The organism is Natrinema sp. CBA1119 (genome assembly GCF_002572525.1).
Classification (GTDB): Archaea; Halobacteriota; Halobacteria; order Halobacteriales; family Natrialbaceae; genus Natrinema.
The window spans coordinates 381,057-395,725 of the sequence record NZ_PDBS01000001.1 but is presented as its reverse complement, the minus strand read 5'-3'; the positions used below and the strand labels follow the sequence as shown (position 1 = coordinate 395,725).

The following is a 14,669-nucleotide window of genomic DNA, read 5'->3' as shown; positions in this document are numbered from 1 at the left end:
GCGGAACGAGGACCCTCTCCGAGAGACCGATACGGTCACCCATCACCTGGCGACCAACGTCACGGCGTGAGACGTGACCCTGTGCGGCGGTGGAGCGAGTCGCCGATGGTCCGGAGTAGCTGGTCTACGTTACTCTCGGGTTCCGCACCAGTCGATAGCCGTCAGCGCGAGCGTTTGCGCCGTTTCGACCAACGAATCTATCTCCACGTACTCGTCGGCACCGTGGATGTTGTCGCCGCGCGGACCGACCGATGGACAGGGGATGTCGTAGTAGCGGTTGTAAAATCGCTCGTCGTTGCCGGCGCTTCCGCCCCCGAAGGTCGTTTCCCCGCCGGTGACCGTCTCCGCGTTCGCCCGCGCGAGCCGAACGATCTCCGCGTCGGTGTCGAGTTCGTGCGGCGCGGCGTTCCAGCCGAACCACTCGAACTCGGGCGCGTGTTTGGACAGCCACTCGTCGTTCTCGGCGGTGTCTCGCACGGCCGCTTCCACGTCCGCCCGAACCTCCTCGCGTGTTTCGCCGGGCGGCCAGCCGATCCGCCCCTCCAGTACCGCCTCGGACGGGACCGTCGAAGGCCAGTCGCCGCCGTCGATGTTGCCCACGTTCAGGTTGGTCTCGTGACCGTCGAGTTCCGGGTTCTGCCGAACGGCCGGCTCGTAGGAGATGCGCGATTTCCGTTCCTGGTCCAGCTGGTCGAGCGCCCGATAGAGTTTCGTCGCCTTCCCGATCGCGTTCACGCCAGCGTAGCCCTGCGCGGCGTGTGCCGACTTTCCAGGCACGCGAACGCGGAAGTACATGACGCCGGCGCTCGCCATCCCGATGTTCGGGAGACCCGAGGGTTCGGTGATGATCGCCGCGTCGGGCCGATAGCCGCGCTCGAGCGCGGAGAGGACGCCGCCGGGGCCGCCGTCTTCCTCTTCGACGGTCGTTTGGATCGTGAGGTCGCCGGTCAGTTCAACGTCGAGGTCGTCGAGCACCTCGACGGCGACGAGAATGGACGCGACGCCGCCGAGCATATCGTTGCTACCGCGTCCGTAGAGGCGACCGTCTTCGACCGTGGCGCCCCACGGATCGTAGCGCCACTCGTCTTCGTCGACCGGAACGACGTCGACGTGTCCGCTCAGGGTTAGTGATCGCCCGTCTCCGACGCCGTTCCTCGTCGCTGCGACGTTCGGGCGGTCCTCGTACCCGTACTCCGCGTAGGACGAGGTCTCGAAGAACCCGGGGTGGTCCCGTAGTTCGTCGGCGTCGGGTTCCCACGTGTCGACCTCGAGACCGCGGGATTCCAACCGCGACATGACGACCTCCTGTGCGGGCTTTTCGTTGCCGGTCACGGACTCCTGGGCGATGAGTTCTTCGAAGAGATCGACGAGTTCCTCGCGCTTGTCCTCGACCCGATTACGGAGAACCGCCCTGTCTACTGTGGACATTTACCGCGTTATGTTACACCGCACCACATACTTACATCTTTCTCCGATGATCCCCCGGATCGACGGTCGGGACTCGACAGTACCTCCCAACGACATCCGCGAAAGGGACCGCGACCGCTGCGGAAGATGCCGAGCGTCCGCTACGCCCGATACCCACCGGGGGCGAGCAACTCGATCGGATGGGGAACCTCTCGCTCGAGCAGCGTCTCGAGCTGGTCCCCACAGGAGGTTCCCGAGGCCACGACGGTCTCCGCGCCCTCGACTTCCGACGCCAGCCGCTCGCCGACGTCCATACTCAGCTCGTAGTACTCCCGCTTGTAGCCGAACGAGCCCGCCATGCCACAGCACTCGGCGCTGGAGGTCTCGGGTGCATAGCCACAGCGCTCGAGGACGGCCACGGTCGGTGCCTCGAGGTCGAGCGTGCGCTGCTGGCAGTGGGAGTGATACGCCACCGGCTCCGCGCCGTCGCCGGTCGACAGCGTCTCCGGATCGGCCCCGTTCTCGAGCAGCCCGTAGACGTATTCGCAGATCTCGTAGCTGTTCGCGCGGAGCCGCTCGACGGACCCCTCGGGGAGCAAGCGCTCGTACTCGCGATGGACGGCCGCCAGATCGGAGGGCTCGATGACGACCACGTCCCGGCCGGCATCGAGATCCTCGGCGAGGGCGGCGTAGAGCTCACTGGCCTGCCGGTCGGCCGTCGCGATCATCCCCTGGGAGAGCGCTGCGCGCCCGCTCTCGGGCAGGTCCGGAACGCGAACGGGAACGCCCAGCGCCTCGAGCGTCCGGACGGCGGCCTTCCCGCGGTCGACGTCGACGTAGTTCGTGTAGACGTCGGGATAGAGGACGATCTCGCGGTCGAGGGCAGCCCCATCGCCGTCTGCGTCTGCTCGAGACCCGGCCCGTTCGACCCGTTTACTCGATGCCTCCACCCCGCCTCGCTGTGCTCGCGGCTCTGCCGCTCGCTTTTTCGAGGTGGCTTCGCCACCTCGCCCCTCGAACCAATCCACGAGCGATTCCCGCTGGAACGAAGGAAGATCGCGCCGCCGGTCGATGCCGAGGGTGTGCTCGAGCGCCGCACGGACCGGACCCGCGTCGGCCAGCCAGTTCGAGACGGGCGCGGTCGCGCTGGCGACCTTCGCGACGGTGCCGATATTGCCGAAGAAGCGCTTGCCGGGATCGAGTCCGCCCTCCTCGAGGTCGGGCGTGAGGCCGTCGACGAGGAAGTCGTACGATTCCGACTCGCCGCTCCGATTAACTCGGTCTCTGACGACGGTGTTGATCCACGGAATGTCGATCTTCACCGGGCAGGCGTCCACACAGCGCGAACAGCCGGTACAGAGGTCGTTGAACTCGGCCGCGGACTCCTGCCCGTGGACGCCGGCCTCCCAGCCGGTGGCGATCCCGCCCGAATAGGTCTCGCCGCCGAAGCCGTGGCCGCCGACGGACTGAAAGTTCGCACACGAGTTCGAACAGGCCCCACAGCGGATGCAATAGAGGGTCTCCCGGAGCTGGTCGTCCTCGCGCATGTCCATGCGGCCGTTGTCGAGCAGAACGAGGTGGAAGTCCCGATCCGGATCGCCGGTTCCGTCCGCCCCGCTCGGCACGTCGGCGGCTCCGTCGCCGTCGCCCGTAATCGGATCGTCCGGTCGGTCGAAATCGAGCGTCGGCGAGTCCGTCGGCGGCGACAGCATCGTCACGTACTGGGAGATCGGTTGGCCCGTCGCGCTCTTGGCGATGATGTCGACGAACGGCTCGAGGTCCGACAGCGTCGGGATGAGCTTCTCCACGCCCGCGATCGCGACGTGGGTATCGGGCGTCACCGCGCACTTGCGGGCGTTGCCCTCGTTGGTGATCAGCGTGATCGTCCCGCTGTCGGCGACGACGAAGTTCGCGCCGGTGATCCCCACGTCGGCCTCGCGGATGTGCTCGCCGAGGTGGTCGCGCGCGAACCGAGTGAGTTCCTCGGCGGTCTCGAAGGGCTCGTCGGGCTCGAACCGCTCGTTGAACAGCTCGGCGATCTCCGGCCGCGAGATATGCATCGCCGGGCCGACGATATGCGAGGGCGTGTCATCGGCCACCTGCAGCACCCACTCGCCGAGGTCGGTCTCGGTGACGTCGATTCCCTCGGTCTCGAGCGCGTCGTTGAGGTCGATCTCCTCGGTCGTCATCGACTTCGATTTGACGACCGACGGCGTCTCGCCGTCCCCGGCGATGCCGTTCTCTTCGGTCCCGGTCCGGACGACCTCGGACACGTACGCGTTCGCGTCCGCAGCGTCGTCGGCGACGTAGACGGTACCGCCGTTTGCCTCGACCGCCTCCCGGACGGTGTCGATCAGGTCGGGGAGCCGGCCGATAGCGTCTTCCTTGATCGATCGGGCGTCCGTTCGCAGCGCCTCGAGGTCGTCGGTCGCGCCGTAGGTCTCGTACCGACGGGCGTTCGAGGCGCTCGCGTGGGAGTGGATCGCTTCGCCTTCGGTCTCGAGCAGGTTGCGGATCCGATCGGCCTGCTGTGATCGCGTGCGCTGGGCCATTCTATCGGTCCTCCAGGACGATCACGTGAACGTCGCCGGGGCCGTGGACGCCGTGGACGAGATCGCCCATGTCGGCGGTGGCGCTCCGGCCAGTTGCGAAGACGACGCTGTCCCGACCGTCCGCGAAGCCGTCGGCGAGGCGATCGAAACCGGCGCTGATGTCCGGCACCACGTCGCTCTCGGCAACGACGGCGACGTGGCGCTCCGGGTAGAGGCTGATCGGCTCCGCGCCGTCGGCCGTCGACTCGACGGCGACGGTGCCGTACTCCGCGATCGCGAAGCCGACCGGCGTGACGCCGGTCTCAGCCGCCTCGAGTTCGCGGTTCGTGGGCGCCGTCGTCACCGAGCCGGGTAGCGCGACGCCCTCGAACGGCAGCGGTGCTCCGACGGCCGGCTCCTGGACGATGGTTTCGATCCGATCGGTCGCCTCGGCGGCCGGGACGCGCTCGAGCCCCACGTCGAGTCCCTCGAGTGCGCGTTCGAACCGACCGACAGTGTCGACTGTCATCATTTCTCACATCCGGGCGGACGGGCAAGAGGCTGCCGGTCAGTTTCGGCAGTCCCGAGGCGGTCGTCGTCGAACCCCGTCACACGACGCCCGAACGCCACCGCTCGCCCGAAAAAGATGTGGAGCGGCTCGTCGCTACTCCGAAACCGTCAGTTCGCCGTAATCGAACTCCTCACCCATCTCAGAGAGGCTGTCGAGTTCGTCCTGTTCCTCCCGGAGAGTCCGCTCTAAGGTGTCCGCGACGTCGTCCATGCCGAGCTGGTCCGCCATCGGGATGAGGTTCCCGTAAACGGCGATCTCGTAGTGTTCGGACTTCTGGCCGGCGGCGATGTTGAACCGGTCTGCGGCCTCGTCGCTCGGGTCCTTGTCCATGAACTCCTCGTGGGCCTGAATCATTCCCTCAACGACCGGATCCTCCTCGGCCTCCGCGTCGGCGTCGACCTGGTCGAACACCTCTTCGAGGCGCTGGACCTGCTGCTGTGTCTCCTCACGGTGTTCGGCGAACCCGGATTTGAGTTCGTCGTTCGTCGATGTCTCCTCGAGTTCCTCGAGCGCGTCGAGGAGTCGCTGTTCGGTGTGATACGCGTGCTTGAGGCCGTCTACGAAGAGGTCTTCGGTCGAATCTACGGTCATAAGCGATCGTGTGAGTGGACAGCGCTGAGTTCCATAAGCGAGTAGCTTGCAGCTGAGACGGACGATATTGACCGCCAATAAAACCGAATCGTCCGGAGCGCCTACTGCGATTCGCAGATTGCCAGGAAGTTCTCGAAAATTTCGTCGCCCTCCTCGGTGTGGGCAACCTCGGGGTGCCACTGGACGCCGTAGAGATCGCGGTCGGTATCGCTCATCGCTTCGACGTCGCAGACGTCGCTTTTCGCCGTCAGCTCGAAGCCCTCGGGCAGCTCCGTGACCTCGTCGGCGTGGCTCGCCCAGACGCGGGTCTCGGGGTGCAGCGAACCGGTTAGCGGGTCCTCGGCGTCGACGATGTCGACGGTGACGTCGGCGTAGCCACCGTACTCACCGCCCCCGACGCGACCGCCCAGCTCTTCGGCGATCAGTTGCATTCCCAGGCAGATACCGAGGACGGGGACGTCCGCGTCGAGGTATTCGGCAGACCGTCCGATCCGATCCATGTCCGGGCCGCCCGAGAGGACGACGCCGTCGGCGTCGACTTCGGTGGGCGGCGTGTCGTTGTCGATCAACTCAGTGTCGACGCCGAGGTCGCGAAGCGCCCGGCGCTCGAGGTGGGTGAACTGTCCGTGGTTGTCCACCACGACGATAGTCGTCATTGGGTGTTCGTAGCGGATCATCGGGTAAAAACGGTCCGAAACGCGCCCTCGAGTCGACCGATGCCCGCGATCGTGCGCCCGCGAACGGAAAAAGAACCACCCACTCGAGGCGCGGCTTTTTGACCCATCGCTCCAATTCCGTCGTCAAACCAATGAATCGGGCGAGCGCGGACGCCGGCGATATGCGGTGGGGCTGGATCTGTCCGCTGTGCGAGACGGACGCATCGGTGACGAGAGACCCCCACTCGGAGACCTTCCGCTGGGAGTGCGACGACGATGACTGCGAGGCAACCGGCTTCGGGTTTACCTCGCGGCGCAGAGCGAGGCTCGCGCTGCGGGAGTATCGCGAGCGATACGAGAACATCTACCGGTAGTCGTCCCGGTCGACGGACGCTCGCAGCCGGTCTCGAGTGCACTCTCGAGTCCGTACCGACCGCGGGAGTCGGTGTTCCGGTACGTTTAAGCGTTCGTCACCGGATGGCAAGCACATGGCAGTCGATCTCGGCGAATTCGACCATCCGGCGTGGCTCACCGCGGCGGGAACGGGCATCGGATACGCACTGATCCTCGCGGTGCTGACGCTGGCGCTGTTTATCGTGCCGTGGCTCGTCTTCACGGCTCTGTAACGTGGAGATGTGTACTGGCGGCTGATTTGACACCACCTTCTCCTCATCGCTACGCAACCACTCCGATTAGTACAAGAGAGTACCGTATCGCTCCAGATCGGTCAACCAGCATGCGGTGGCGCGCGCTGGGCCGCGGCGAATTTCGAGGCCTGAACGAAGTGAAGGCCTCGGTAATGTGAGCGGTGATCGGAGGGAACCGCGAACAAACTGTGAGCCGCGGCATAACGCCGTGCGAGGGATGAGTGAGCTCCGTCAGGCGCGATCGAATCGGCTGGGGAGGGCGTGGCGATCCCCTGTTGCCACGATAGCAGGACGCGATGTCTCAACCACTCCTTCCAGGACACGCCGTTCCGTTCATATAACCTATTGCACAGCAATGGCATCGCTTCTCCTGTCGAGACTGCCGACGTAGATACTCGAGCCTTACCGCAACCCCCGCTATCCGCTCCCGGTTACTCGAGCGCCGTCGCTCAGGCAGACGAAAAACGAAGCGAGAAACGACACCGACCTCGAGAGCGAGGACGAATTCAGGCGAACGTCTTCGAGACCTCTTCAGTCTCGTCGGATTCGGCCTGCACTTTGTCCCAGGCGTTGTGGAAGTCCTCCATCCGGATTTCGGTGCGGTCGTCGCGGATGGCGAACATACCGGCCTCGGTGCAGACGGCTTTGATGTCGGCACCGGAGGCGTTGTCGGCGTCTTCGGCCAGTTGGGCGAACTCGACGTCGTCCGCGACGTTCATCCCGCGGGTATGGATCTCGAAGATGATCTCGCGACCCTCCGCGTTCGGCTTGGGCACCTCGATGAGGCGGTCGAACCGGCCGGGACGAAGGATGGCGCGGTCGAGCATATCGAAGCGGTTGGTGGCGGCGATGATACGGATCTCGCCGCGCTCCTCGAAGCCGTCCATCTCCGAGAGGAGCTGCATCATCGTCCGCTGGACCTCGGCGTCGCCGGAGGTCTTGGACTCCGTTCGCTTGGAGGCGATGGCGTCGATCTCGTCGATGAAGATGACGGCGGGTTCGTGCTCGCGGGCGACATCGAAGAGGTCGCGGACGAGTTTCGCACCCTCTCCGATGAACTTGTGGACCAGTTCCGAGCCGGCCATCTTGATGAAGGTGGCGTCGGTCTGGTTGGCGACGGCCTTGGCGAGCATCGTCTTGCCCGTCCCCGGCGGCCCGTAGAGGAGCACGCCGCTCGGCGGGTCGATCCCGACGTCGTCGAACATCTCGGGCTTCTCGAGGGGCATCTCGACCGTCTCGCGGACCTCCTGCATCTGGTCCTCGAGGCCGCCGATGTCCTCGTAGCTGACCTCCGGGCTCTCGGTGACTTCCATCACGCGGGCGCGCACGTCAGTTTCGTTCGAGAGGGGTTTGACGATAGACAGCGAGTTGTTGACCGCGACCCGCGCGTCGGGTTCGAGGTCGTCGCGCATCTCGTCGGTGACTTCGGTCAGCGCCTCCTGATTGTTCCCGTGTTGTTTGATGATGACGCCGTCGTCCGTGACTTCCTGGACGGTGGCGACGAACAGCGGGGACTGCTTGAGCTTCTTGTTCTCGTGCGTGAGTCGCTCGAGTTTCTGCTGGTACTTGTTGTTCTCGGCGTTAGCGTCGAGGAGCTTGTCGCGCATCTCCTCGTTTTGCGCCTCGAGGATCTCCAGCCGTTCCTCGAGTGACTGTATTTTCTCCTGTTGGGACGCCTCGTCCTCGTCATATGGGAGGTCGACGTCGTCCACGGTGTCGCTCATCACGCACCCTTTGGGTGTTGGTTCATAAGAGGCTTCGGGTAGGTGCACTCAACCGTGAGGTATTACCACGAAGCATTAGATGGAATAGAAAATATTATCACTCCGTATTCGGAATGGGGAGGTAGGATGAGTGCTTCAGAGTCGCTTCGACAGGAACCCGACGAACGAGGAACGTGGGACGACGTTCGAGATCTTCCACCGAGCGCGAAACTCGTCGCGAAGGTCCTCGAGTACAACGAGACGATGACCCAACAACAGATCGCCGACGAGACGCTCCTGCCCTCCCGAACGGTCCGCTACGCGCTCAATCGCCTCGACGAGGAGAACGTCATCGACTCCCGCTTTTCGTTCTCCGACGCCCGCAAGCGCCTGTACAGTCTCGATATTCGATCGTAACGGCCGATCGCCGCTCTCGGTGCCTCGATTCGTTTCGCTTCGATTTGTCGTCGCAGTCGATTCGAACGCGTCGCCACTGAACGGCGGTCCATCAGGACGGTTCGACACGATCGTCAGCCTGGCGCGACACGATCGTCAGCACGGCGCGAGACGAATGTAACCTTCCGCTTCGCGTGACGTATCGGTTCTACTTTCACTTCGGTCACGGAACCCCTTTAGGGTCGGCTCGCCAACGACTGGCCAATGACGCGGGTTATCCATACGGGCGATACCCACATCGGGTACCAGCAGTACAATTCGCCCGACCGACGACAGGACTTCCTCGAGGCCTTCCGGACCGTCGTCGAGGACGCGGTCGCCGACGACGTCGACGCGGTGATCCACGCCGGCGACCTCTTTCACGACCGTCGGCCGTCGCTGATTGATCTGCAGGGAACCGTCGAAATCCTCCGGACGCTCGCCGACGCCGATATCCCCTTTCTCGCGGTCGTGGGAAACCACGAGTCGAAACGCGACGCGCAGTGGCTCGACCTCTTCGCGGATCTCGGACTGGCGACCCGGCTCGGTGCCGAGCCGGTCGTCGTCGACGACGTCGCCGTCTACGGACTCGACTTCGTCCCCCGATCGCGCCGGGAGGACCTCACCTACGACTTCGACTCGCTACCGGACGAAGCGGACCACGCGAGCCTGGTGAGTCACGGCCTCTTCGAACCCTTCGCGCACGCCGACTGGGACACCGAAACCGTCCTCGAGGAGTCGACCGTCGACTTCGACGCCGTCCTACTGGGGGACAACCACAAACCGGACACGGCGGAGGTGCTGGACACCTGGGTCACCTACTGCGGCTCGACCGAGCGCGCCAGCGCCAGCGAGCGCGAGGATCGAGGCTACAACATCGTCGACTTCGAGACCGACGGGACCGTCGCGATCAGCCGCCGCGGCCTTCCCTCGACCCGCGAGTTCGTCTTCGTCGACGTCGAACTCGAGGAGGGGGAGGGAGTCGACCGCGTCCAAGAGCGCGTTCGTCAGCACGACCTCGCGGACGCGGTCGTCATCGTCACCGTCGAGGGCGAGGGCAGACCGCTCGCCCCGGCGGCCATCGAGGAACTTGCGATCGATCGCGGGGCGCTCGTCGCCCGCGTGAACGACCGACGGGACCTCCCCGACGAGGACGACGACGTGTCGGTGAGTTTCGCCAATCCGGACGAAGCCGTTCGCAAGCGGGTGCGCGAGCTGGGGCTCAGCAACGCCGCCCTCGAGATCGATGAGAGCGTCCGAAACGGTGATCTCGCCGACTCGAACGTCCGCGAATCCGTCGAACGACGGGTTCGCGAGTTGCTCGAGGACGACGAGTCGGCGTTCGACCCGGCGCCCGAACGCGAACCGGGCGACGAGGACGTGACGACGGTTGCCGATCAGCTCGCCGACGAGAGCGATTCGGCGGCCGCCTCGGTCGCTTCGACCGAGGCGGCCGAAGCGGACGGAGGCACCGAGACGGCAGCCACCGATACCGACGGCGATGCGACGGACGATGTCGACGCGACGGAAGACAGCGACGAGCCCGAGGAGACTGCCGATGCCGACACCGCCTCGCTGGGTGATTTCGCGTGAGGGTCGACCGCGTCCGCCTGCTGAACTTCAAGTGTTACGGCGACGCCGACCTCTCGCTCGAGCGCGGCGTCACCGTCGTCCACGGCGTCAACGGCAGCGGGAAGTCGACGCTGCTCGAGGCGGTCTTCTTCGCGCTCTACGGCTCGAAAGCGCTAGATGAGCGCACGCTCGACGACGTCATCACGACTGGTCAGGAGGAGTGCGAGATCGAACTGTGGTTCACCCACGACGGCCGGGAATACCACATCGAACGCCACCTCAAGCTCCGCGGTGATCGCGCGACGACGACGAAGTGCGTCCTCGAGACGCCGACGGAGACCATCGAGGGAGCGCGGGACGTTCGTCGGGAGGTGACCGAACTCCTGCGGATGGACGCCGAGGCGTTCGTCAACTGCGCGTACGTCCGACAGGGCGAGGTCAACAAGCTCATTCACGCCTCGCCGAGCGATCGCCAAGATATGATCGACGACCTCCTCCAGCTCGGCGCGCTCGAGGACTACCGCGAGAGAGCCAGCGACGCCCGACTCGGGGTCAAAACCGTCCTCGACGGCCAGCAGGAGGTGCTCGAGGACGTTCGAAAACAGGTCGACCAAAAGGAGGACAAGGAGCTCCACGAGCGGCTGAACGGTCTCGAGTCCCGCCGCACGGAGATCACCGACGAGATCGACCACTACGAATCACAGCGCGAGCAGGCCCAGGAGACGCTCGAGACCGCCGCGGACGTCCTCGATCGACACGAGGAGACCCGCGAGGAGATCGAAACGCTCGACGAGGAAATCGAGGAACTGCGGTCGAAGATCACCGAAACCGAGCGCAAACGCGAGGACGCGAGCGACGAAATCAGCGAGATTCGGAGCCGGCGCGAAGCGCTCGCAGACGAACGCGTCGACCTCCTCGAGGACGTCGATCTCGAGGCCGACGATCCCGCCGAGGGAGCGATCGAGCATCGAATCGCGGCGCTCGAGGCCCGCGACGAGGAGCTCCGGGACGACCTCGAGGACGTTCGCGTGACGATCACGGAAGGGACCACCGAGATCGAGCGACTCCGCGAGGCGGCCGACGACCTCGAGGACCGAGCCGAACAGGCTCGAACGGAGGCGGACGAACTCGAGGACCGGATCGAGGCCGACGAGGAGACGATCGCCGATCGCGAGGAGAAACTCGACGACCTCGACGAACGGATCGACGACGCGCGGGCGACGTTCGACGACGCGCCCGTCGAGTTCGGGGCGACCGAATCACACCTCGAGGACCTCGAGGCCGAGCGGGAGGAACTGGTCTCGGCACACAACGACATTACCGCCGATATCCGGGCCGCCGAGAACGCGATCGAGGAGGGCGAACGACTGCTCGAGGAGGGGAAGTGTCCCGAGTGCGGCCAGCCGGTCGAGGACTCGCCCCACGTCGACGTGCTGGACGAACGCCGGGAGGAACTCGCTGATCTCGAGGCCGAGCGGGAGGAACTCGAGGCCGAGCGAGACGACATCGACGAACGCATCGATCGCGCTGAGGAACTGCGAGCGGCCGAACGGCGGGTCGATCGACTCGAGGAGAACCGCGACAACATCGAGCAGTTGCTCACGGAGAAACGCGAAAGCCTTGCAGACCGGCGTGACCAGCGCGACCAGTTGTGGGACGACGCCGAGGAGTACGAGGTCGACGCCGAGGAAAAGCGGGCCACAGCGGACGAGCGCGAGGAGGAGGTCGCCGACGCGCGAACCGAACTCGGGGCGATCAACACCGAGCGTGGGGAAATCTCGGAGACCCTCGAGTCCCTCGAGCGCAGTTCGGAAATCGCCGACGAGCGAGCCGCCCTCGAGAGCGATATCGAAACCCTCCGCGAGCGCCTGCAGGATTGGGAGACGATGAACGACGAGCGCCGAGAGGGACTGGCCGAAAAGCGCGACCGCAAGCGCGACCTCGAGTCCGAGTTCGACGAGGAGCGAGTCAAAACCGCGCGAGAGGATAAGCAAAACGCAGAGACGTACATCGAACAGGTCGACGAGAAACTCGCGGAGCTCGAGGAGCAACGAAACGGGATCCAGAACGCCATCGGCGCGGTCGAGAACGAACTCGAGGAACTCGAGCGCCTCCGGGAGCGCCTCGAAACCGTCGAAGATCGGTGCGAACAACTCGAGTCGCTCTACGACGAAGCCGAGACGCTGCAGACGACCTACGGGGAGCTACGGGCGGAACTGCGCCAGCGCAACGTCGAGACCTTAGAACGCCTGCTGAACGAGACGTTCGATCTGGTCTACCAGAACGACTCCTATGCGGCGATCGATCTCGACGGTGACTACCGGTTGACGGTCTATCAGAAAGACGGCGAGGCGCTCGAGCCCGAGCAGCTCTCGGGCGGCGAACGAGCACTGTTCAACCTCAGCCTGCGGTGTGCGATCTACCGACTGCTCGCCGAGGGTGTCGAGGGAACGGCCCCGATGCCACCGCTGATCCTCGACGAACCAACTGTCTTCCTCGATTCGGGCCACGTCACGCAACTCGTCTCGCTGGTCGAGTCGATGCGAGATCTCGGCGTCGAACAGATCGTCGTCGTCAGCCACGACGAGGAACTCGTCGGCGCGGCCGACTCGATCGTCCGCGTCGAGAAAGATGCGACGTCGAACCGCTCGCGACTCGAGCGCGGTCAGCCGCCGGAGGCGGAACTGCTCGCGTCGGACTGATCCCAAACGAACCGTCGCCTCCATCTCGAACCGGCCAGTTCGCTCGCGCTCAGGACTCTTCTACCGCCGACTCGTTCGTCGTCTCGATATCCGTCCGGATCGCGTCGAGTGCGGTCTCACACGTCTCGGTGATTCGATAGCCGCGCTCGCCGGCGACATCGGTTTCCTCGAGCAGCCCTGCGGCGGAGAGGACCGCGAATCGCCCGTGCAGATCGCTCTCACAGAAGTCGTAGGCGTCGAGCAGGGTGCGCACGCCGAGCGGCCCCCGCTCCGAGAGTTCGACCAGTAGACCCAGTGTTTCCTCGTCGTGGACATTCGTCAGTAGCGTCAAAACCGGATTGCTCACGCTTCGCGCAGCCGTCTCGAGGGCCGATTCATCGCCGACCGCCTCGAGGCGGTCGTTCTGGATGTAACACTCGTTACCGGTTTCGGGATCGCGAACGAGACTCGCTGTGTCCGATCGTTTCCGAAGCAGGTACCGTTTGCCGGTGTCGTCTTCGACTGTTTTCATGAGCGGTCGTTCCGGTTCGACGGCCGTTGTTGCGTCCCGTCTTCCGAAGCAGTTTCGGTTGTCTCGTCCGCAGTAAATCCGGCCGTTTCCGGGTTGGCAGTGGGGGTGTCGTCCGCCTTGGTGTCGCTCCCAGTGGTAGCGTCGCGTTCAGTGGGGACATCGCGTTCAGTGCTAGCGTCACGGTCAGTAGTTTCCCCGTCGGGAAATCCGCTGTATCGGCGACCGGCCAGCCCGAACAGAACGAGCCCGGCGATGAGAAGGATCCCGCCGCGCCTGAGGTCGCCCTCAAACGCGACTAGCATCAGACCGAGCGACACGACCAGAACGGCGACGTTGATAACCAACACCAGCACCCAGAAGGTTTCGATAATCTCGTCCGGGGCATCCATCTCGGAGGTGGAGACGCGAGGGATGTCGACTTCGACCGGCTGTTCGTCCGGGTCGCCGTCCGACTCGTCCCCGGTCGTCACCTGTGGGATCGTCAACCCGTCACTGTCGGGATCGTAAAACTCCTCCTCGGGGTCCCACTCCTCGGGCTCGTTCTCGTTCCGGTCGAGTACCACATACGGCCCGATGACCAGCGGGAGGAAAAACGTTCGCTTCGCGATGCCGTTTCATACGGACTACTGTCAGTCATTTCTGGCGCACCCGCGGCCCGCCGTGCGGGTGCGCCGGTACACAGTGACAGCAGACCGTCTCAGGCCAGCTCCTCGAGCGTGAGCGTTCGGGAGGTCTCTACCCACGCCAGCGGGTTCTCGGCGTCGTAGAAGACGACGCCGTCGTCGGTCTCGTAGGATTCGATCGTTGCGGTCCCCTCGGGTTCGCTGCTCGGTTCACTCCGATCCGTCGCGTCGTCTTTCATGTGGGTGGACACATCGATCACCTGATTTCATGCTATGTGTTAGCAAGTTATAGGTCTTGTTGCTCCTGCAAACCTTCGATACAATATATAAATGGGTCCACCATAGGGGATAAATAACCACCTTCTATAGTGGAATAATATTGCTAAAGTCACTATGGCTATGAAACGACGACGGTACGTTCGGGCTCTGTTGGGGGCCGCGACGATCGGTCCCGCGCTGGCACGTCTCGGGTTCCGGGACAAGCTGCTCTCCCGGCGGATGCGGGACTACTGGACGACCTTCGCCGCGACCGGGAACCCGAACAGTCGCCTCCGACCCGACTGGCCGCAGTTCACCGCAGGCGAGCAGACACAGGTGCGGCTCACCGAAGACGAGATCATTCGGGAATCCGGCCCGAAACCGGAGTGTCAGCTCTGGGAGCCGGTCTACAGGGACAACGTCGGTCTCTGAGTGGATCGTGGTCGCACCGTCCACTCCCTT

At 64.6% G+C, this 14,669-nt stretch carries 15 protein-coding genes; 6 read left to right on the top strand and 9 right to left on the bottom strand.

The genetic code is table 11. From position 1 onward, the window contains the following. Positions 1-129: 129 nt before the first annotated feature. From CP556_RS01865 to CP556_RS01845, 5 genes are all read right to left on the bottom strand, one after another. Positions 130-1,428 carry an ArgE/DapE family deacylase gene (locus tag CP556_RS01865; RefSeq protein WP_098724074.1) on the bottom strand — a complete coding sequence of 433 codons (1,299 nt, stop codon included), beginning with the start codon at positions 1,426-1,428 and terminating at the stop codon, positions 130-132. A gap of 140 nt (positions 1,429-1,568) precedes the next feature. Next, complete coding sequence (locus tag CP556_RS01860; protein WP_098724073.1) at positions 1,569-3,959, bottom strand: LUD domain-containing protein; 2,391 nt, start codon at positions 3,957-3,959, stop codon at positions 1,569-1,571. Between the two features lies 1 nt (position 3,960). Next, positions 3,961-4,467, bottom strand: coding sequence for an LUD domain-containing protein (locus tag CP556_RS01855; protein ID WP_098727242.1), 507 nt, complete (start codon positions 4,465-4,467; stop codon positions 3,961-3,963). A 135-nt stretch (positions 4,468-4,602) separates the two neighbouring features. Next, positions 4,603-5,100 (bottom strand): YciE/YciF ferroxidase family protein, encoded by a 498-nt coding sequence (locus tag CP556_RS01850; protein WP_098724072.1) that lies wholly within the window; start codon positions 5,098-5,100, stop codon positions 4,603-4,605. 101 nt (positions 5,101-5,201) lie between these two features. Further along, positions 5,202-5,756, bottom strand: coding sequence for a GMP synthase subunit A (locus tag CP556_RS01845; protein WP_098727241.1), 555 nt, complete (start codon positions 5,754-5,756; stop codon positions 5,202-5,204). A gap of 152 nt (positions 5,757-5,908) precedes the next feature. Here CP556_RS01845 and CP556_RS01840 point away from each other — a divergent pair, with 152 nt between their 5' ends. Next, positions 5,909-6,130 carry a hypothetical protein gene (locus CP556_RS01840; RefSeq protein ID WP_098724071.1) on the top strand — a complete coding sequence of 74 codons (222 nt, stop codon included), beginning with the start codon at positions 5,909-5,911 and terminating at the stop codon, positions 6,128-6,130. A 114-nt stretch (positions 6,131-6,244) separates the two neighbouring features. After that, positions 6,245-6,382, top strand: a complete 138-nt coding sequence (locus CP556_RS25735; RefSeq protein ID WP_176548096.1) for a hypothetical protein — start codon at positions 6,245-6,247, stop codon at positions 6,380-6,382. A 527-nt stretch (positions 6,383-6,909) separates the two neighbouring features. On the opposite strand, the gene pan1 is transcribed toward CP556_RS25735, so the two are convergent. Further along, the gene (gene pan1 / locus CP556_RS01835) at positions 6,910-8,127 is read right to left on the bottom strand and encodes a proteasome-activating nucleotidase Pan1 (protein WP_098724070.1); all 1,218 of its coding nucleotides are present in this window, start codon (positions 8,125-8,127) and stop codon (positions 6,910-6,912) included. A 126-nt stretch (positions 8,128-8,253) separates the two neighbouring features. Between pan1 and CP556_RS01830 the strand changes: the two genes are divergently transcribed. From CP556_RS01830 to rad50, 3 genes are all read left to right on the top strand, one after another. Beyond that, the gene (locus CP556_RS01830; protein ID WP_098724069.1) at positions 8,254-8,523 is read left to right on the top strand and encodes a MarR family transcriptional regulator; all 270 of its coding nucleotides are present in this window, start codon (positions 8,254-8,256) and stop codon (positions 8,521-8,523) included. A 243-nt stretch (positions 8,524-8,766) separates the two neighbouring features. Beyond that, a complete protein-coding gene (gene mre11, locus CP556_RS01825) occupies positions 8,767-10,134 on the top strand; it encodes a DNA double-strand break repair protein Mre11 (RefSeq protein ID WP_098724068.1) in 1,368 nt (455 codons plus the stop codon). After that, on the top strand, positions 10,131-12,815 hold the full coding sequence (gene rad50, locus CP556_RS01820) for a DNA double-strand break repair ATPase Rad50 (RefSeq protein WP_098724067.1): 2,685 nt from the start codon (positions 10,131-10,133) through the stop codon (positions 12,813-12,815). The genes mre11 and rad50 overlap by 4 nt, the downstream gene beginning before the upstream one ends. 49 nt (positions 12,816-12,864) lie before the next feature. On the opposite strand, the gene CP556_RS01815 is transcribed toward rad50, so the two are convergent. The 3 genes from CP556_RS01815 to CP556_RS01805 form a co-directional block, all read right to left on the bottom strand. Beyond that, positions 12,865-13,326, bottom strand: a complete 462-nt coding sequence (locus CP556_RS01815) for a DUF7346 family protein (RefSeq protein WP_098724066.1) — start codon at positions 13,324-13,326, stop codon at positions 12,865-12,867. Further along, positions 13,323-13,889, bottom strand: a complete 567-nt coding sequence (locus CP556_RS01810; RefSeq protein ID WP_176548095.1) for a DUF7322 domain-containing protein — start codon at positions 13,887-13,889, stop codon at positions 13,323-13,325. The genes CP556_RS01815 and CP556_RS01810 overlap by 4 nt, the downstream gene beginning before the upstream one ends. Positions 13,890-14,023: 134 nt before the next feature. Further along, on the bottom strand, positions 14,024-14,188 hold the full coding sequence (locus CP556_RS01805; protein WP_176548094.1) for a DUF7331 family protein: 165 nt from the start codon (positions 14,186-14,188) through the stop codon (positions 14,024-14,026). A gap of 154 nt (positions 14,189-14,342) precedes the next feature. On the opposite strand from CP556_RS01805, the gene CP556_RS01800 reads away from it, so the two are divergent. Then, positions 14,343-14,639 (top strand): carboxylesterase family protein, encoded by a 297-nt coding sequence (locus CP556_RS01800; RefSeq protein ID WP_141551620.1) that lies wholly within the window; start codon positions 14,343-14,345, stop codon positions 14,637-14,639. Positions 14,640-14,669: the final 30 nt, after the last annotated feature.